This window comes from Microcoleus sp. S36a_B3 (assembly GCF_036700745.1).
Lineage (GTDB): Bacteria > Cyanobacteriota > Cyanobacteriia > Cyanobacteriales > Microcoleaceae > Microcoleus.
Genome location: NZ_JAUBPN010000001.1, coordinates 391,498 through 411,698 on the forward strand (window position 1 = coordinate 391,498; position 20,201 = coordinate 411,698).

14 protein-coding genes are annotated in these 20,201 nt (G+C 43.4%); 7 read left to right on the forward strand and 7 right to left on the reverse strand.

Annotated features, from left to right (window positions below; translation table 11 throughout):
- Window positions 1-3: 3 nt before the first annotated feature.
- The 3 genes from QUA01_RS01730 to QUA01_RS01740 all read left to right on the forward strand — a co-directional run bounded on the left by QUA01_RS01730 (window position 4) and on the right by QUA01_RS01740 (window position 2,872).
- A complete protein-coding gene (locus tag QUA01_RS01730) occupies window positions 4-804 on the forward strand; it encodes a glycosyltransferase family 2 protein (protein ID WP_333089668.1) in 801 nt (266 codons plus the stop codon).
- A gap of 217 nt (window positions 805-1,021) precedes the next feature.
- Complete coding sequence (locus QUA01_RS01735; RefSeq protein WP_333089667.1) at window positions 1,022-1,699, forward strand: Uma2 family endonuclease; 678 nt, start codon at window positions 1,022-1,024, stop codon at window positions 1,697-1,699.
- Window positions 1,700-1,807: 108 nt separating this feature from the next.
- Window positions 1,808-2,872 carry an NAD-dependent epimerase/dehydratase family protein gene (locus QUA01_RS01740; RefSeq protein ID WP_333089665.1) on the forward strand — a complete coding sequence of 355 codons (1,065 nt, stop codon included), beginning with the start codon at window positions 1,808-1,810 and terminating at the stop codon, window positions 2,870-2,872.
- A gap of 680 nt (window positions 2,873-3,552) precedes the next feature.
- Here the strand turns inward: QUA01_RS01740 and QUA01_RS01745 are convergent.
- Both QUA01_RS01745 and QUA01_RS01750 read right to left on the reverse strand, forming a co-directional pair.
- Complete coding sequence (locus QUA01_RS01745; RefSeq protein WP_333089664.1) at window positions 3,553-4,152, reverse strand: hypothetical protein; 600 nt, start codon at window positions 4,150-4,152, stop codon at window positions 3,553-3,555.
- 192 nt (window positions 4,153-4,344) lie between these two features.
- Window positions 4,345-5,028 (reverse strand): class I SAM-dependent methyltransferase, encoded by a 684-nt coding sequence (locus QUA01_RS01750; protein ID WP_333089663.1) that lies wholly within the window; start codon window positions 5,026-5,028, stop codon window positions 4,345-4,347.
- A gap of 50 nt (window positions 5,029-5,078) precedes the next feature.
- Here QUA01_RS01750 and rfbC point away from each other — a divergent pair, with 50 nt between their 5' ends.
- From rfbC to QUA01_RS01770, 4 genes are all read left to right on the forward strand, one after another.
- A complete protein-coding gene (gene rfbC / locus QUA01_RS01755; RefSeq protein ID WP_194009709.1) occupies window positions 5,079-5,624 on the forward strand; it encodes a dTDP-4-dehydrorhamnose 3,5-epimerase in 546 nt (181 codons plus the stop codon).
- A gap of 2 nt (window positions 5,625-5,626) precedes the next feature.
- Window positions 5,627-6,499, forward strand: a complete 873-nt coding sequence (gene rfbD, locus QUA01_RS01760) for a dTDP-4-dehydrorhamnose reductase (RefSeq protein WP_333089661.1) — start codon at window positions 5,627-5,629, stop codon at window positions 6,497-6,499.
- Between the two features lie 143 nt (window positions 6,500-6,642).
- Complete coding sequence (locus QUA01_RS01765; RefSeq protein ID WP_333089659.1) at window positions 6,643-8,421, forward strand: hypothetical protein; 1,779 nt, start codon at window positions 6,643-6,645, stop codon at window positions 8,419-8,421.
- 83 nt (window positions 8,422-8,504) lie between these two features.
- Window positions 8,505-9,479 (forward strand): glycosyltransferase family 2 protein, encoded by a 975-nt coding sequence (locus QUA01_RS01770; protein WP_333089657.1) that lies wholly within the window; start codon window positions 8,505-8,507, stop codon window positions 9,477-9,479.
- Between the two features lie 377 nt (window positions 9,480-9,856).
- On the opposite strand, the gene QUA01_RS01775 is transcribed toward QUA01_RS01770, so the two are convergent.
- From QUA01_RS01775 to smc, 5 genes are all read right to left on the reverse strand, one after another.
- Window positions 9,857-11,689: a DUF6798 domain-containing protein gene (locus QUA01_RS01775; RefSeq protein ID WP_333089655.1), complete on the reverse strand. Its 1,833-nt coding sequence runs from the start codon at window positions 11,687-11,689 to the stop codon at window positions 9,857-9,859.
- Between the two features lie 104 nt (window positions 11,690-11,793).
- Window positions 11,794-13,944 (reverse strand): hypothetical protein, encoded by a 2,151-nt coding sequence (locus tag QUA01_RS01780; RefSeq protein WP_333089826.1) that lies wholly within the window; start codon window positions 13,942-13,944, stop codon window positions 11,794-11,796.
- 34 nt (window positions 13,945-13,978) lie between these two features.
- Window positions 13,979-15,028 (reverse strand): SGNH/GDSL hydrolase family protein, encoded by a 1,050-nt coding sequence (locus QUA01_RS01785; RefSeq protein ID WP_333089653.1) that lies wholly within the window; start codon window positions 15,026-15,028, stop codon window positions 13,979-13,981.
- Between the two features lie 272 nt (window positions 15,029-15,300).
- Window positions 15,301-16,317, reverse strand: coding sequence for a PRC-barrel domain-containing protein (locus QUA01_RS01790; protein ID WP_333089650.1), 1,017 nt, complete (start codon window positions 16,315-16,317; stop codon window positions 15,301-15,303).
- A 68-nt stretch (window positions 16,318-16,385) separates the two neighbouring features.
- Window positions 16,386-20,192, reverse strand: a complete 3,807-nt coding sequence (gene smc / locus QUA01_RS01795) for a chromosome segregation protein SMC (protein ID WP_333089648.1) — start codon at window positions 20,190-20,192, stop codon at window positions 16,386-16,388.
- Window positions 20,193-20,201 lie beyond the last annotated feature (9 nt).

The following is a 20,201-nucleotide window of genomic DNA, read 5'->3' on the forward strand; positions in this document are numbered from 1 at the left end:
AAAGTGAAAATTTCGGTGATTGTACCAGCCCACAATGAAGAGGGCTGTTTGTACGGTACTGTACGGGCTTTAGCCCAAACGCTCGATTTAGAAGGGATTCCGCACGAAATTTTGATTGTGAATGACAATAGCACCGATCGAACCCTTGACATTTGCCAGGAATTGTCAGAGACTTTCCCCACAGTTAGATACATCAACAATCAGCCTCCCAACGGTTTCGGATTTGCGGTGCGCCGGGGTTTAGCGGAATTTGACGGCGATGCTGTAGCAATTGTGATGGCGGATGCTTCCGACGATCCCATAGATTTGGTAGCAGGATACCGCAAATTGCAAGAAGGATATGACTGCGTTTTCGGTTCCAGATTTATCAAAGGCGGCTTTGTTGTTGATTATCCAATTCACAAATTAGCAATTAACCGCTTAGCAAACTGGTTTGTCAAAAGTATTTTCGGCTTGCGCTACAACGATATTACCAATGCTTTTAAACTCTACCGCCGAGAAGTGATTGAAGGCGTGCACCCGATTTTAAGCCATCATTTTAATTTAACTGTGGAACTGCCTTTGAAAGCAATTGTTCGGGGTTTTTCCTATACGGTGATTCCTCTGAGGTGGTACAATCGGACTGCTGGTATTTCTAAATTGAAAATCAAAGAAATGGGCAGCCGATATTTATTTATTGTCTTGTATGTGTGGCTGGAAAAACATCTTTCTCGCGGCGACTATCACAGGACTAGAAAGATGAATGAGTTAAAATTAGATTTATTGTCAAAGTCAAAGACTGAAGTGCTGACTGCGAAGGAATGATGACTAATGATTTTGGCAGCGCCGCCATTGATACTTTGATGGCGATACTACTGCGTACCAAAATCGGGACTGCAACTTAGGTAATGGGCGCAACCTGCGGAATGGTTACGAAAAAATGGTCAAATGGCTCAAAAGTGCGATCGCGCGATAAAATTTAACTTAGGAGGCTATGGGGAAATTTTCTTGAAAAGATATACTAAATTGGGAGGATTAAGTCATGGTTTTTACAGCCCAAGAAATGGCAAGATTGATGCCAGATGCCAGTCAACTTGAAAGTGATGAGCCAGAAATGGAAAGTTCCCTGCATTATATTCAATTAGCATTATTAGTTGCCTGTTTAGAATGGCAATGGCGCGGACGCAACGATTTTTTCATTGGAGCCAACCTCACGGTTTACTACAGCCAGCAACAATTGCGGAATCGAGATTTTCGCGGCCCGGATTTTTTTCTGATCGCAAGCACAGAAAAACGTCCGCGTCGTTCCTGGGTAGTTTGGGAAGAAGATGGTAAATACCCCGATATAATTATAGAATTACTCTCTAGTTCTACCGCCAGAGTCGATCGCAAGGAAAAAAAGATATTATATCAGAATCGGTTTAGAACTCCCGAATACTTTTGGTTCGATCCAGAAGATTTAGAGTTTAGTGGTTTTCGTTTAATCGGTCAAGAATATCAAGCTATTGTTGCCAATGAATTTGGTAGATTGTGGAGTGAGGTACTAGAATTATATCTGGGAGTTCATGATGGAAAATTGCGTTATTTTACCCCAGATAGTGAGTTAGTTGCTACACCAGAGGAAGCTGCACTGCAAGCACAGCAACAAGCTGCACAAGCCCAAGAGCGGGCTGAGCGATTAGCGAATCAGTTGCGGGCTTTGGGAATTGAACCAGAATAGTTGTCAAAATTCATTGACAAGATGACTCAATTTTAATGCGAGGCATACCTCAACACAATTTTTCAATAATTTAACAGCAGTAATTAATCCTCTAAGAAAGTTGAGTCAATGCCTGAAAGAATTTTAATTGTTGGTGGTGCGGGTTTTATCGGCAGTTGTTTGGCAATTGGCCTGAAGAAACTGCACCCGGAATGGCAAATAATTTGTTTGGATAACCTGCGTCGCCGGGGCTCAGAATTGAATATTCCGAGGCTGAAAAGTTGCGGAATTCAGTTTGTTTACGGGGATATTCGCACGGCGGCTGATTTAGAGCCAGTTGCACTCAACCCTGATTGCATTATCGATTGTGCTGCGGAGCCTTCTGTGCTGGCTGGTTTTAGTTCGCCTCAGTACGTTTTGCAGACGAATTTACTGGGTACTGTGAATGTTTTGGAGTTGGCGAGACAGACTGGTGCGAGTTTGTTGTTTTTGTCTACGAGTCGGGTTTATCCGATCGCCAGCGTGAAATCTGTTAAGCTGTTGGAGTTGGATGAGAGATTTGCGATCGCCCCTGAGCAAGCATTACCCGGTATATCCGAGTTGGGCATATCAGAAGACTTCCCATTAAAAGGACACCGTTCGCTTTACGGAGCAACTAAATTAGCTTCGGAATTGCTGATTGAGGAATACAGAGAAGCATACAACCTGCAGGCAATTATTAACCGTTGCGGGTTAATTACTGGTGCTTGGCAAATGGGTAAAGTCGATCAGGGAGTTTGCGGTTTGTGGGTAGCCGCTCACTATTTTGAAAAGCCGCTGAATTATATCGGTTTTGGCGGCAGCGGGAAGCAAGTTAGAGATTTGCTGCACGTTGAAGATTTGTTGAGATTAGTTAATTATCAGTTAGAAAATTTTGCTAAATTTGACGGCGAAGTGTTTAATGTAGGCGGCGGTTTGAGCAACAGTCTTTCTTTGGTTGAGACAACTGATTTGTGCCGAAAAATTACGGGGAAATCGATTCCGATTCATCCGGTTTTGGAGGAACGCGCGGGGGATATTCCGATTTTTATTACCGATTCTTCTAGGGTGATAGAAAAAACAGGATGGAAGCCTGTTATTGGCCCGGAGGCGGCTTTGCAGGATATTTATGATTGGATTGCTGCTAATGAGGCGGTTTTGAGTTCGATTTTGTAGGGATTTTTTGCACCGCAGATGTTTTGTGGAATTTGGTAATAAAACCATTTATTCTGCGCTCAGGAAACGGCAGTACCCTGTCCTGTTTCATCCCTTCGGGTATAACGCCATTTTCGGCAGTATTAATTATTGCCGTTGAGGTCGAGGTTTTCGATGATGGGAATTTCTGAAGGTGAAGAGGCTATTATCCGCAGGTTAATATCAACTATTATTTGATTTTTATCGAGAATTATATTGGCTTTTTTTATTGAAAATTTTATTGGTAAACAATCACATGATTCAGATTCAGGAGACGACTGAGTTTGATATCCTGCGTCCTCCAGCCATTCACAAGTCTTTCTCAAGTTTTCTACCTTTTCAACGGTTTTTGTGTCGGTGAGTGCTTAAAAACTTTGATTGACATACCTTATGAGGGCATGAATATTGCCCGCGTTAGGGGGTTTTACAGATGCCGATCAAGCTACGCTAAAAGCCTGACTGGGCGGTGTGCGATCGCACTTTGTAGAAAATCCATATTTTCGTTTTCGGCAAGTGCGATTCAAATTAAGATGTTGCACCATTCTCAATAAGCTTAAATAAACCGGGTTTATGAACGAAAAATATACGTTTTGGCGTTGAATTTTTGCTTCTATTCCCGGTTTATGACTATTGTGGAAGATATCAGATAGAAACGAAATTTTCTATCGCCTGGTCGATCGCAATTTTTGCGTCAAATTCCAGCAGCCATTACGATGCTGAAAAACATAAGCCCCCGGTTGTCCATAGGTTTTGACTAAATCTTCTGACTCCGTACCAGTTATATTTCCAGTGTACTTATATTGAGCCTTGATATAATCCACTCGAAACCTGTCTTTAGAGACGCGCCTCAAATCAATTTTTAGCCTCGTATAAGGACTATTATCGACACTAGAAGGGACAAGGATAACCCAACGATAATCCCGTAAGCTAATACTAAATTCATCGTCTTGGCGGCGCATCATTTCCAGCAGTTGGCTGGGATTTTCATAATTCCGCACTTCAATGCGATTTGCTGTGTAAGTCGATCGCATATCCGTCCCTTGATAGTCTTTTCCCCTCACGAAATTCTCAAAAAATTGTTTGTATTCATCAGGCGCACAGTATGCAGGTACGGTTGCTTGACGCGGTATATTGCCTTTGGTTTCGGATTGGGCGATGTTTTGTTTTTGCGTTGCGATACTTTGGGCACTGGAGGGGGCATTTGCACTATAAATCGGGATGAGTGCTGTGAATATTAGCGGTATCAGCTTGGGATAATTCATTGATTTTTGAATTGATTATGGAGTTACAGATCAAGGTCAAAAAAATCTGGTTTTTAACAGATTTTAGAGAAAATTGAATTGGGTAGTGAGTCGAGAATTGCCTTAGCGAAGCCCTCGCAGAGAATCGTACTTTCTTCAGTCCGATCGGGCTGACTTCGTGTGTATAGACGCGGTTTCAAGCGCCGACTCTGATCAATATAAATTATAACTATGCTTCGATGCTTTGACAAACATTTGACCTCCCAAAAACCGCCACAAAAAAGGCAATTTTAAGTAAATTTTTAACAGCAGCGGCGAAGCCGGGCGCCCTTTCGTCGAAAACGGTAAAAATCTCGGTATCATCACCTCAACATCAAACCCGACAGTTTGTAAAAGTTCTTGCAACGATAAGTGCGTAATCGGTAATTGATGGTCTATAAAATCGTAGTATTCCTTGTAAGAGTATTTAAAATTAGGCTGAATCACCAAAAGTGAGCCGCTAGGCTTCAGCGCATAAAAGCAAAACGAGATAATTTCTACAAGTTCCTCTTTGTTGCGGAGATGTTCAAAAAAATTAGAGATAAATATCCGGTCAAATTGTTCGGAAAAAACGGATTTGTCTCCACAGCTTAAAATATCGATATTCAGTATTTTTACATCGGAATTTGCAAATAACTTTGAATCGGGATTGAGATCGATCAAGCATTTTTTGTCAGCCAAAATTTGATTGATAAACTCGCAGTAGCCTCCGCCAATATCTAAAACGGCTGACTCTGGAGGAACATAATCTTGTAAAAACTCATCAATGAGAACTTTCCAGAGTGCCACCTTGGCTTGCATTTGGCGGGAATCAAATCGGTTAGCGTACAACTTTTTGAGATATGTGTCAGTTTTCATAGTAAGATACCATAGACTAAGTATGAGTTTATCACGCGAGACAGGCAACTATGAACGTTATATCTACCGAAATACCTGAAGTTTTGATAATTGAGCCGAAAATTTTTGGAGACGATCGCGGTTTCTTTTTCGAGAGTTTCAATCACCAAGCTTTCGTAGAAAAAACAGGCGTAACGACAGAATTTGTTCAAGACAATCATTCCAAGTCTTCTAAAAATGTCCTGCGCGGTTTGCACTACCAAATGCAGCAGCCTCAAGGTAAATTGCTGCGGGTAATTGCGGGCGAAATATTTGACGTAGCGGTGGATATTAGAAAAAGTTCGCCAACTTTTGGGAAGTCCGTAGGCTGTTTGTTGAGTGCAGAAAATAAACGGCAACTTTGGGTACCCGCAGGTTTTGCTCACGGTTTTTTAGTAGTATCAGACATTGCTGAAGTTTTGTACAAAACTACAGATTACTATGCACCCGGACACGAACGGTGTATTGTATGGAATGACCCGGATTTGGCGATCGACTGGCCGCTAGATGGTGCCCAACCAATCTTATCAGCTAAAGACAAAGCCGGACAAACGTTGAAAAAAGCTCAAGTGTTTTAATCGTGAAAATTTTACTCGCAGGCGGCAGCGGACAGCTAGCTCAAGAATTGCAGTCGATTTTATTATCTTCAGGAGAGGTTATTGCGGTCGATCGCACTCGCGTCGATTTGTCCCAACCCGAAACCATCCGCCAAGCAATGGCAGAAATTCAACCAAATTTAGTGCTCAATTCCGGCGCTTATACTGCGGTAGACAAAGCCGAAAGCGAACCAGAATTAGCACAAACAGTCAACGGCATTGCACCGGGAATTTTCGCAGAAGAATGCGAAAAACTGGGAGCAACTTTGATTCACTTTTCCACCGATTACGTCTTTGATGGCAGCAGCGGTTCTGCTTATCTCGAAACAGATTCTACTAACCCGCTGGGAACTTACGGAAAGTCAAAATTAGCCGGCGAGGAAGCAATTCGGCAAGCGGGAAACCGACATATTATTATTAGAACCGCGTGGGTTTACGGCAACGGCGGCAAAGGTAATTTTGTCAAAACTATGCTGAGGTTGGGAAAGGAAAGAGAAGAGATTCGAGTAGTAGCAGATCAGATCGGCAGTCCAACTTGGACAGGCGATTTGGCTGCGGCGACTGCCCAAATTATCCCGAATCTAGGGCCAGAAACTTTTGGAACTTACCACTATACTAACAGTGGTGTTTGTAGTTGGTACGATTTTGCGATCGCCATTTTTGAAGAAGCAGAAAAACTGGGCTTTCCCCTCAAAATTAAGCGCGTAATTCCCATCACTACCGCCGAATATCCGACACCAGCAAAACGTCCCGCTTTTTCGGTTCTTTCTACGGTGAAAATATCAGCACTTCTGGGCGCGCATCCTCCCCACTGGCGGCAAGGACTCAGACAAATGCTCGCAAAAGAAGTCAAATAAAAAACTGAAGTCAACCTCAAAACGTGAGGGCGGGTTTTGTTCAAAAATTATCTGTTGCAAGCTGTACAACATCTAGGGGCTCTGGCTTAACTGAACTTTATTGAGCAAAACCTGCCCATCAATTAAACATCTTCCCCAAATCCATGAAATTAAAACAAAAATCTATTTTAATTGCGGCATCAGTTATCGCGATTTTGATACCAGCCTCCTATATTTTGTACCTGATATCGCAAGCGGGAGACTTGTCTAATTTTGATTATTGGTGGATGACATGGAATTTTTATTCAGTAGATGGTTTTTCGACAAATCCTTTTAATTGGATATTTCGGGCAAACGAGCATTTTGTCTTCATTCCGGCAATTATCTATGCCTTGAATATCGCTGTCACCAAAGGCTCAAATATTGGTTTGTGCTTAGTTGCCTGGTTTTTAGCTTTGATTCAGTGCCACGTATTAATTGCTTTGCTGCCATTAAATTTGAGGCGCGATCCTCTGCTGTTTATATTAATTGTCCTTAGCATTTCTATTTTTAGTTTTACATCGGCGGCGGCTCACAATTGGATGCGGGGATTCAGCGGTGTTCACTGGATAATTGCTAATTTATTTGTAATTTGTTCTATATTTTGTTTGCAATTTTATGCGAAGTTTTTGTTAGAAAAAAAAGAGGCGCAACCCCTGAATATTCATTCCCAGGCAGAGCCTGGAAACAAGGGATGGAAATCAAATAACTGGGTAATTGGTAGTATTGTGTTTGGAATTTTAGGCTGTGTTAGTTACAGCACTCCTTTGGGTTTGTGGCCGATATTGTGTGCTGCTGCGGTTGTGCTGCGGTTTCCTCGGCGAATAACTTATTGGTATTTCGGTGCTTCGATTGCAGTGGTTGGTCTTTATTTTTTAACTTATAAAACTCCTGCAAATCACCCTTCTTTAACTAAAGTTAACCCGCTCAAAGCTCTCGAATATATTCCGATTTATCTCGGTGGAATTTTTAGCGAAGATGTGATTATCGCATCAATTTTTGGTATAATTGGTTTGATTGCTGTAACGGGTTTTATCAGTTATTGGCTATTTGTAAAAAAAGTAGAGCGCCTAAATTGGCTGCCTTGGCTGTCAATTCAATTGTACGCGCTACAAACGGCGTTAATGGCCGCTGTTAGCCGATCGGGATTTGGCATCGAACAGGCCACCGCTTCCCGCTACGCCACACTCCCAGCCTTGTTTTGGATGAGCACAATTGTTCTCACAGTGCTTGCTGTGCGGGAGTTGCAGCCCACACCGAGAATTCAAGGACGATGGCTGACACCGCTGTTTGCAGTCGTGACAGTCGCCGTTATTTTAATGTACGGGGTGGGAGGCGAAACTGCAATGGCGATCGCCCGCAGAGCAACCTATCAACCATTAGTATCACTTTCATTGCAATTAGGCATCACCGACATAACATTAATTAAAGACAAAGTAGGCAACAAACCGGCGGCATTTGTCGGATTAATCGATGCTTTAAAAACTAACAACTTAGTACCATTCAATCGCAACATCAAAAAACATAATTTCTGTGCAGTATTAGACACACAAATCGATTCCAATTTACTTTCAGCACCCCAAGACGGAGTACCCGGATATTTTGATACACTAACTACCCTCGCACCAGCCGCCGCCAGAGTAATTGGCTGGGTGGGAGACCCCGAAAATAATGTAAAATGTATTGCAATTCTCAACCAAGAAAATGTCGTTCGAGGTTTCGCAATGTCAGGATTTCCGCGTCCCGACTTAGTGAAATTGTTTGGCACAGCCTATCAATTTGCAGCTTGGAGAGGATACGTTCAAACATCGCCAACAGATACATTATTGACAGCCTATGCCTCCTTTAAAAACCGTCAAGGCTGGGTAGCTTTGCGAAACTCCCAAGTTCTCGATAAAAACTAAAACACCTCTCTTTCTCCTTCTCTGCGCCCTCTGCGGTTAATAAAAAAATCTCATTTACAACACAAATGAAATAGAATAGCTTTATGCCAAAAGACCTCAGTTTCGTAATCCCCGTTCACAACGAAGAAGCCACCCTCAAATTGCTGTTTGAAAAAATAAAAATTGTCATGTCCCAAGCAGAGATTGACAGTTACGAAGTCATTTTCATAGACGACGGCAGTCGCGATGCTTCTTGGCGAGAAATTGCAGATTTAGCCAGCCAATATCCTAAATTCATTAAGGCCATAAAAATGCGCCGCAACTTTGGTAAATCCGCTGCACTTTCAGCAGGGTTTCGCAATGCAGCAGGGAGAATTATCTTTACTCTCGATGCCGATTTGCAGGACGACCCAGCCGAGATTCCCAAATTTTTAGATGGTTTAGAATTGGGATTCGATTTAGTTTCCGGTTGGCGCAAACAGCGGAACGACCCGCTTTCTAAAACCTTACCTTCCAAGCTGTTTAATGCCGTGGCGTGTTTGATGACTGGGGTAAAAATGCACGACATGAATTGCGGTTTTAAAGCTTATCGCCGGGAAGTTTTGCAGTCGATTAAATTGTACGGGGAATTGCACCGCTACATTCCCGCTTTAGCCAACAATTTGGGTTTTAAAATTGGTGAAGTAGTCGTCGAACACCATCCGCGAAAACATGGAAAATCTAATTATGGTTGGGAACGTTATGCGCGTGGTTTTATTGATTTGTTGACGGTGTTAGCCACAACGCACTATTTGCACAAACCGGGTCATTTGTTTGGGGGATTGGGATTGTCTTTTGGCTTAGTGGGAAGTATTTCGCTTGGTTATTTGATTGTTATTTGGTTTCTGAATTTGGCGGGGATGGGTTTTGGGCCGATCGGGAATCGACCTTTGTTATTTTTTGGGATTTTGTGTACAATTCTGTCGGTGCAGTTGATTTCTTTAGGGATTTTAGCTGAGTTGATTGCGCGGAATGTGGCTGCTGATTATGTGGATAAGCAGATTTGTGAAATTATTGATGATTCGGGTTTTGATGTTTAACCGCAAATAAGATTTGGCGGTTGAAACCGCCCAGTTAAACAAAGCAAATAAGATTCGGCGGTTGAAACCGCATCTACACAAACAAAGTCGGCGCAGGCCGACTAAAGAAATATCTTATATCTGTAGGGAAAAGGCGCTGCTGTTTGCTCAGTTGAAATTTTAAGGAATAGTATTATCTAATTTTAAACAGTTGAAACTGCAAAAAATTTAAACAAAATCGACCGAGGCAGACTAGAGAAATATCTCATAGTAAATCCGGGTTTGGGAGCACCTTTATGAACCAGTCGGTGCAGGCCGACATCGTTTGTGTAGAAGCGGTTTCAACCGCCGAATCATCAAGGGGGTATGTTACTAATTTCAAATTTTAAGCAATAGTATTACCTGATTTTAAACAGTATCCATTTACCTTGTCTATCTACTATTTTTCCGTCAAGATTTGGATGCCAATCGCTGCGAGTCAGGATATAATCGGCATGATAGTTTATGGCTACTTTGACTAAATCCGCACTGCTGCGGCGGATGAATAAGTCATTTCCTCCCCAAATCATTTGCGGGTTTAAGGGAACTCCTAAAATAGCTTCCATGCGATTTTTCCACTGTTTGATGCCTTTGTCGGTAAAAGGAAAGTTCTTGAAGTTGACGACAATCGCTCTTTGGGATAAAAATTGGAAACTGGTAACTGATGGTGGAATTAATACGAGTGCGTCTGGGCTGCTAATTTGGGAAAATCGCACAGCTAATCGGCTTAAATCGTCTTGGGGAACGGCATTGATATTAATTCTTGTTTGAAATACATTTAATATGGGTTTTGGTAGAATTCCGGCTACTCCCAGAACTAAAATTGCCGTGGCTAGCAAAGCTAAAATATGAGTTACAGTCTGTTTTATAGATGTAGCAAATGATGTTTTTTGGAGGATGAATGGAAAAGCGAGGATTGAGAAAAAGACTGGGAGGGTGATTATTCGATCGCCTATTATTTCCCATGAATTAGTCAGCGGATATGTTAAGCTAAAAACAAACGTTCCTACTGCCAAAATCCACAAGAATATATTGTATTTTTGGGGAAGTATGTAGTTTTTATTTTGGCAAACTGCTAATCCTAAGAAAATGATACCTCGAAAAGGCAAAGTCATTACAGAGAGTATTAGCAAGCTAACAGGTGCTTGTTTTTGCGAGTCAACTTCATCTAGCGTCAAAGCAACCGCAATAAATATAATTATTTGAGCAAAAGGTACAGTTCTAGCTAGTTGTAGTTTGGCAATAAAAGCCTGGGGGTAAACTTCGACAAATATGTAATTTAGGAACAGTGCAAAAATTGAGGTTCCGAGAATTACGTAAAAATTTATTTTGTCTTCTTTTGGCAGTAAATTTGTTTTTTTGATGCAAAGCAAGCCGCCAAGAATAAAACAGATAAAGTTGAACCAATTCCCGACAGCCCAACTTGACGGGAGGATGTGGTGGGGATTGCGGACTTTGGCGTGAATGAAGACAAACTCGGCGTTGTCGATAGTGTGAGTGCTCGTAGTACCAGTTAATAACATGGGTACGTATACTATACTTGCCATTGTGGCTAAAAGTGCGATCGACAAAATCAACGTTTTAATCTTGCGCCGCCTTACGGATTCAATCATTAAAACCGGAACCATCATCAATCCCGGTAGCAAACCCACTAAGAATTGCAGCAAACAAGCTAGTCCAAAAAAGAAATATCCTGTTAACCATTTTTGACGCAAACTAAAGTAAATTCCCCAAATTGCGAAGGCCATCGCGAAGGTACTCGGTACTGATTTGGTGGAAAATATCACGGTGTTGCCAACATCTGTAAATGAAGCAGCTATACATAAAAAAGCCATCGCTGCTGCGGGCAGTTTGGAATTAGTATAAATCTTGATAATTGCGTAGCAGGCTAGGACAAATGAACCGAAGGCTAGGAATTGATAAATAAAATGCGCTAGGGGAATGCTTGTTCCGAAGTTGGCTAGTAAATAGATGATATAATAATAGTAGTATCTGGGATTAAACTTAACCATTTCCTGAACGTAATAATCGTTTTTGTACAGTTCAGGATTTAGCATAAATTCAATTGGTGGCACTTCGGGAAAATTGCCGCCAATGGGAAAAATGTAGCCAGTTGCCATCAGGGAACCGATGATGACAAAAGTATAGAGAGATAGATTAAAATACCTGTGGGATTTTTGATTATTCTGCATTAATAGTTGATTTTTTTTAGCAGATATTAGGTTCGACCGTTCGGAGTTGGGTGCTCTGTTGACGAATTAAGCAGGAATTGTATTTCAATCGAAGGAAGATGATATTATTTAGGCTTGCTGCCTACAGATAAATTGTTAATTTCTAGCGGGCATTGGTTTGTTAATTCCTGTTTGTCGCTACTCAATACTTCAAGCAGCAAATAAATTGGATTTTTACCGCCAACAGATAGATTTAAATCGATCGCACTTTTGCCACCATACTCCATCTTCGCAGAGTCTATCAACTTACCTTGTTTGTTCCACAAAGTCAAGCGCAGGGCAACTCCCGGACATTGCTGGTTAAGTAAAGCGAGTTTGCCGCTAACTTGCGCCCTGTCAGAAATAGCACCTAAATACAGAAAAGATGTATCGAGTTTCGTGCTATTTTTAATGGGAGGAGTTACAATTTTATATAGGTTATCCGATTCTCGACTGACTGAATAATTGGCACTTGTGTAAATTGACTGACGCAAACTAATCCAATCTAACTGCCCGCCCGGTCGATCGACTATTTGTTGCTGCATCGCGTATAAAGTGCGAACTGCTGTGCCTGTATCCGTGGGACGAATTCTCCGATAAATGCTTACAGTCACGCCGTTTTCTAACTTAAACTGTTGTGGTAACAACTGGAAATCGCGGGAAATTTCCCAGTTTTGAGTAAAGACATCATAGATAACTTTAACAACATCTTGCTCGTGCGATCGCAAAACTTGTTCGTCACCCGGTAACACCTGCTGAAAAGGTGTAGCAACCGCCACATATTGCGCCTGTAACAACTCCGGTAGCGGGTAACTATCGCGGGAGTCAATTTGCGGCCTCCCGATGGTGTTTAACTTCCACCAACCCTCCGGCGGGTTTAATTGGCGATTAGCTTGTCTGAGTATATTAGCATTAAAACTGTTAGAAGCACCTGCAATATAAATTGGTTCTTCATCCGGTGCTAATTTTTGCAGAAACTCTACTAATTTTACAACTTCGCCGTAGTCCGATCGCACTAACGGCCCAAAATTACTCACAAACAGTCTTGACAAATCAACATTGACAGGAATCAACCCCACGGCTGCATTCACAATTAAGTAAAAACCCGCCGCGCCCAGCATCAAATAGCGGACTTTTCCCTTGAGTGTCAGCCAAGTTGTCCAGAAAAATGCCGACAATCCCAAAAGTGCGATCGGTGTGACGTGAATTGTATAGTGTAAGTAGCCGTAACGCAACACCAAAAGCCATTCAACCAGCGACAAAACCCCAAACAAACAAACAAAAATAGTCGCCCTAGGAACCAGAATCCGCGTCACAATCCCCGCCGAAAAACCAATCAGTACCAACAGCCAAGTTCCCAAACCGTAAAAAGACGCATAACGAATTAAAATATCATCAACCGGCAAACTCCAAGCCACATATAAATTGCGATAGTTAACTGTCAGAGCACTGCGAGTAAAATCTCCCGCTACCAACATTAAAACACTAAAAGTAGTCCCAGCTATCAAACCCAATTTGATCCCAGATTCAACCAAATCTCGGTAGGGAGATGGCAATGCCGAATCTCTACGGTATATTTGTACGATAAACTCTATCAAAGCCTGTAAACTAGCCGCACCCAAAAAGGCGATCGCACTATAAGCAAAATGTCTCCGCAACAGAATCGCCACCGCCAGACAAACCCCAATTAACGGAATTTTCCACCAAGATTTCAGCTTAACATCCTGCAAATAAACCCAAATCGCCAACCCTACAAATACGCATCCTCCCGTATCCAAATATCCCCGCAAAGTCGGAATCCAACTCATCGGAATTAATAAACTTAGCAGCACAGTTGACCAAAAAACCCGCTGCGGATAAACTGGAATCAGCCTTGCAGAAATTGCCCCCAACAACAAGCGAAAAGGCAGCACATAAATCAGCGAAATGCTGAGAATGTAACTCAATCGAGAGTCACCAAATAACAGAATAAACGGCACTAACGGCAGAGAAATTAATAGATTCTTTTCCTTAGCTAGCGATTCTATAACTCCAGCCCATGCTTTCTGTGGCGAGTCTCGAAATAAATTAGCCGTATTGACTGTAGCCGTGTTGTATCCCGCGTAATCCCACCAATAAAAAGTACGTTCGCTAGATACATAAATTGACGTTACTCCAACTGTTACGAGAACAACTAAAAACAGAAAAAGTCCATCAATCAGAAACTTGCGACGCAATTTTAAATCAAATAATCCCATCACTCTAAAAAACCTAATTAACTCCAAAACTTCCTCATTCTTCCTTAGCGCCCTTCGCGCCTTCGCGGTTCATTAACTCTTGCAAAAAATTATTCAACTTTTCCGCATATTGCCGGTTCGCCGTCGCACTCGGATGAATATCATGGGGTAAATTATTATTTACCGGTACTTTCAAATCAACCGAAATATCTACTGTCGCAATTCCATCCTGACTTAACTCATCCAACATCTTAGCAGAACCCGCATTAATTCCCGCTACAACTAACTTAATATTATTAGCCTCAGCCACTCGGTTAAATTCTTCAATAATTGCCTTAGAAACATCGTGACTTTTGTACAATTGTTCCTCAAATTGATTGTAATTAACCTCCAGCAAATTCACTAAAGCCGAAACCCGCATCAGCGGCCACTCGCGATATTCAAGTTTTTTCATGCTGTAGGTAAAATTATTTTCTCCATTCAGCCTAGCATCGGGCTGCAACAGAATTCCGAGTTTATTCCAAGCAACCATTTGTTTGCTTCTCGCCCTCAATAAAGTATTGCGCCTATCGTGAAATCCGGCATAGGCAATTACGGCAATTTTGGGTTTATTTCCTTGTTTTAGTGCTTCTTTAAATTGAATAAACGAGTGCAGCGTGCCGTAGCCGTTAACGCCAAAATTTACTATTTCATATTTAGGTAATTTTTCTTGTAACAACCACGCATAAGTTTCGCTGTCATTCAATGACCAACCGTAGGTAAAAGAACAGCCAAATATCCATATTTCCGGCTTGTTTGACGATTGATTGTAGGTGTTGAGCGGGTGTGTTATTCTTAAACTATTATTGAGATGAGTGGCGTTAAATGAGTAGTTGCCGTTAAGCGTGACTTTGAATTTTCCGGGTAAATGCTTGTAACCGAGTTGCGAATCTTTAGTGAAAAAGTTACCTTTCGGTTCCACGGCCACATCGACATTTTCTATTTGCCAGGGTTTGTATCCGGCAACTCGCAAGACAATTTCAGCGGTGGTTGCAGAGAGCAATATTGGAAAAATTAGATAGGTTATTAATCGGAATGTAAAATTTTTGAGTCTGCCTTTTTTCATGTTTTATATTATGTCCGATCGATTAACTGCAGTAAGGTTCGTAGTGCGGACTTTAGTCCGCTTTCATGCTGCGGACTAAAGTCCACACTACGAACCCTTTTTGTTATGATAATCAACCGAACATGATATTAGATGGTGGCTACTCGTTACCAGGAAGAAATGGGGGTATGCCCACACCATCCACTACCCCTAGATATGTATAAATCCTGCAAGGATTGCTATATCTGTAACCACCGGTTAAAACCGGTGTGTTACTACTTCTGTGGTGAGTTCTAATAATTCGCTTCCTCCTCGTACTCAGGAGTCTTAGTTTTCTCAGGGATATTCACCCGAGGAGCATTGTAAGGCTTCGGCGCTTCATCGTCAGCCCAAGCATCGGCCTCCACATCATCTTCATACTCGTACTCAACCACAGGCTGCTTCGGGCGAGAAACCTCCGGGCGAAGGTACTGCTTTTCTTCGTACTCTTCTTCCTCGTAATCGTCTTCGCCGCCCCAATTATCCTCTTCGTAATCATCATAATCGTCGATCGCCGACTGGGGTTGTGCTACTGCGCGCATCTGCTGTCGCACCGGCGGCCGGTTCCACTGCGAATCGTCGTCCCAAGGAACTTCCTCCAATGCAGGCGCAGCTACCTTGCTACGCATTTCCGGTGCAGGTATCCGCACGCCCGGCCCTAATTGATATTCCGTAGCAACGGGTTTCGGATAATAGCCTTGCTCGTCCTCTTCGCGTTCCCAAGGTGCTTGGCCCAAACCTACGCGCTCTAGCAAACCTACGCTAAGCTGCCTGAGCCTTTCTTCGGAACCTTCAAACACAATCAAGCGGTTCGGGCCGCTGCTGACAATTTCTTCAATCCCTAACTCGTAAGTGCTCAGAACTTGGTCGGGGATTTGGGGGATTCCTAGGGAAGCGATAATTATAGAAACTAACTTACCGTCTTCGGGGTCGAACCTAAAGCCGCGCACTCTACCCAAAAGTTCGCCGGTTTCGGTAATAACTTCGCTGTTAATCAAAATGCTGTAGACTTCAACATCAACATCATCTTCGATCGCGCTCTCATCTTCCACCAACAGCACGTCGCCGATTTCGCTGACATTGCTGAGGAACATAAACTTCGGCATTCCAGCGACCGCAAATATATTATCACGCAGACCGATCGCCACAACCTCTCGCCGATCGATGTCCACCCACAATTGACTGACTACACCCAAGCGCTTACCTCTGTCGCGGGTGATGACTTGAGTGCCTAGAATATCGGAGCGTTGGCAGATTTGTTCGGATGTCATTATAACTTTAATCCTGATTTATCAAGTATATATATCACTGAACACGGTCATCAACAGATACTCCGGGACTACAACTTAAGTCCTATGACTTGAGTATAAGCTCCCCGCGCTTGAGTAACACCAATTGTACGCTCTGCTGATTGAATCATAGGTCGCCGCAAACTCACAACAATAAACTGGGCTTGTTCAGACTGTCGTTTTATCATTCTAGCTAATCGCTCCACATTTGCCCCATCCAGAAACATATCCACTTCATCAAAAGCGTAAAACGTAGACGGGCGGTAGCGTTGTAGCGCAAAAATAAAACTCAGCGCCGTCAGCGATTTTTCGCCTCCAGACATAGAAGCCAGCCGCTGTACGGGTTTCCCCTTCGGGTGAGCAACCAAATTCAAACCGCTGCTAAAGGGGTCTTCCTGGTCATCTAGCTGAAGATACCCGTCCCCTTCGGAAAGTTCCGCAAAGATAGTCTGGAAGTTTTCGTTAACAGCATCAAAAGCTTCTTTAAAAGCGCGCCGCCTTAGCGTGGTAAAGTTTTCAATTCTCAACAGCAGTTCAGTGCGTTCTCCGGCCAATGTTGTCAATTTTTGACTCAATTCTTGGAGGCGTTCTTGAGTGCGGTTGTACTCTTCCAAGGCTAGCATATTCACCGGTTCTAGGGCTTGAATGCGTTTGGCGATCGCCTTTACTTCCTGCTGCAATTCCGTCAAATTGGCTTTCTCGACATCTTCGGGAATAGACGGCACCGGATCTGGCATTTCCGCCCGCTGCGCGTCCAATAGAGTGCGGGCGGCGGCTAATTGTTCCCGGCGTTCTTGCTGGGTTTCGTGGAGTTTTTGCAACTGCCACTGCAACTGCTGTTTGGCTAAATGCTGCTCTCGCAGTTGAGATTCCGCCCGATCGCGATCGCCCTTCTCCACCCCCAACTTTTCCTCAATTTGAGCCAAAGCAGCCTTAGATTCAGCAATTTGGCGATCGAGTTCCAACTGCTGCGAAACAATAGCAGCGATCGCATCCGCCCCCGAATTTTGCTGCACTTGCCATTCCTGCAATTTCTCGCTGCCTTCCTTAATTTTCTCTTCCAAACGCCCGAATTGATTTTTCAAGTCTCCTTGGCGCTGCTGGGCGGTTCTGAGAGCCAATTCTCGCTCTTGCAGTTGTGCTTCCAAAGCGCGCAAACCCGACTGCATTTGCTGCCATTCGCTGTGACTGTTGGACTCTTCCAACTGCGCCAAAGTTTGGCGGTACTGCTGCAATTGAGTTTCTTGGACGGGCAATTCCCTCTCCAACAACTGCAACCTAGATTGCGAATCAGTTAATTCCTGAGTATTTTTAGCAATTTGCGATCGCACTTGTGACTGCTGCGCTTGCAACTTCTTAATTTCCGAATCCAACTGTTCCCACCGCAACTGATTTTCGCGTAAATTCTGTTTCGCCTCCATCAATTCTTGGCTGCGAGTTTTGACAGCAACAGCAGCGCGATCGATCGCAATTTTGCACCGTTCCAAAATCCGCTCAATTTCCTCTAGACGTTCTTGCAAAAAGGCGATCGTCCGGGCTTCATCCGCCGCCACACTAGCATCAACCGTGCCAAAATGCAAAGTTGACCTATTACTAGAACTTCCCCCAGTCATCGCCCCGCTAGTTTCCAGAATTTCCCCATCCAAAGTAACAATCCGGTACTGTCCCAAATAGCGGCGGGCATCAGTGAGATTGCTAAACACAACCGTACTGCCAAAAACATAAGCAAAAATTTCCTGATAGCGCGTATCGCAATCAATCAAATTCACCGCCGCATCCACAAACCCCGCCGCGCGCCGCAAATTTTCATTCACCGAAAACCGGCCGCCTCGAATCTTATTCAAAGGCAAAAACGTCATCCTTCCCGCCCGTTTTTGCTTCAACAATTCGATCGCCGCAGCCCCCACACTGTCATTTTCCACCACCATATTACCCATGCGGCCGCCCGCAGCAATTTCCAGCGCCAACTGAAAGCGCGGCTCCACCCTACCCAGTTGAGCCACCAAGCCGCAAACTCCGCCAATTCCGCTTTGCGCGACAATTTTTGCAGTAAACGTGCCTGTCGCTTCTTGCAGTGCTTGAAACTGCACTTCTAGCTTGTCTAACTTGCGCTGTCTTTCGCGTTGTTCTTCCAGCAAGCGAGTTTGAGTTTCCTGTTGCAGTTGCAATTCTTGTTCGGATTCAACTAAAATCTGATTCAGCGATTCTACTTGCAAAGCAGCAACTTTTTGGGTTTCCCCAAGGCTAGATTGCTGAACTTTTTTCGCTGCGATTTCCTGTTCCAATACTTGCAGCGATTGGTTTTGTTCTTGAATTTGGTTTTGCAGGCGATCGGCTCTTTCGTCAATAGTAGCTTGTTCTGTACGCTGGGGTTCCAAAGTTTGTTGAATTGTTTCGATTTGGCGGTGCAGTTCCGTTTGCTGCTGCACCCAAGCTTCTGCAGTAGAGGCGATCGCATTTGCAACATCTCTATTCCGATCTAAATTTTCCCGCGCTGCGTCTCGCTGTTCCTCCAAAACTCCTATTTGAGACTGAATATAAGATATTTCAACCTCAATTTGCTCCAAACTTTGCCGAAATTGTCTAACTTCTTCCTCGGTTTGTGCTATATTAGCCGCCATTTGTCCGGCGGTTGCTTCCAAATCCTGTTGGCGATTTTGCAATTGTCGCCGCTGGGCTTCCTGAGTCGCAATACTTGCTTGCAAAGCCAACAATTCCGACTCACCCAAAGCTTTAACACGGGCATTCAGCGCGTCAAGTTCGGTAGTTGATTCTTGAATTTGGGTGCTAATTGTTTCCAGTTGTTCGGTGAGAGAAGCAATATTGCGATCGCCCGATTCGATTTGTTCCCGCAGTTTCCATTCTTGTTTTTGCAACTGGCGGAATCTCAGCACAATTTCCCACTGCGACTTTTCTTGAAATTCCGCCCGCAACCTTTGATATTTTTCCGCTTTTGTGCGATCGGAAGCCAGCCTGTCGCGCTGAGAAATCAGCTCTTTTTCCACAATTTGGCTGCGTTCTTCCACATCCTTAACTTCATCCAACTTTTGCCTAGCTAAGGATATTTTGCGATCGAACTGAGCCACTCCCGCCAATTCGTCAATAATTTCTCGGCGTTCCTTAGCATTCATCGAAATAATGCTAGTAACGTCTCCTTGCAAAACAACATTATAACCTTCGGGATAAATTCGTAAACGGTTTAGTTGTTCGTGGAGTTGAGTCAGCGTGCAAGGTGCGCCATTAATGTAATAAGTTGAAGTGTAAGTTCCTTGACGAGTTACTCGGAGTCGGCGCGTCACGCTCCACTCATCCGATTTTAGATTTTGGATTTTAGATTTGAGATTGGATGATTGGCCGTTGTTTTGAGTTGCCGCAATTTCAATTTCTGCGACTTCTTCAGCAGATAAATCATCGGGCAATTTGGGATTTGGAATTTGAGATTTTAAATTGGATGATTGTCCGTTGTTGTCTTCAGTTTCGGGAATTTCGATTGCTTCTACGTCTGTTGCTTCAACAGACTCAACAGACAAATCATCCCCTGCATTTTCTTCCCCATCCTCATCTTCAGCTTGGGTGAACCATTCATCGCCCACATCTTCCAGCGCAAAAGTCGCAGTCACGCTAGTTTCGATGGTACCGCGCTTGTTTTGGCCGCTGTTGACCAAATCCGGCAAACGTTCAGCGCGCATTCCCTTAGAAGTGGAAAGTCCCAGACAAAACAGCAAAGCATCGAGGATATTGGACTTCCCAGAACCGTTGGGCCCGGAAACCACGGTAAAACCGGGCAGCACGGGAATGGACGTTGTGCCGCCAAAAGATTTAAAGTTAGTTAATTCGATCCGTTTAATGTGAACCATATGCTAGGA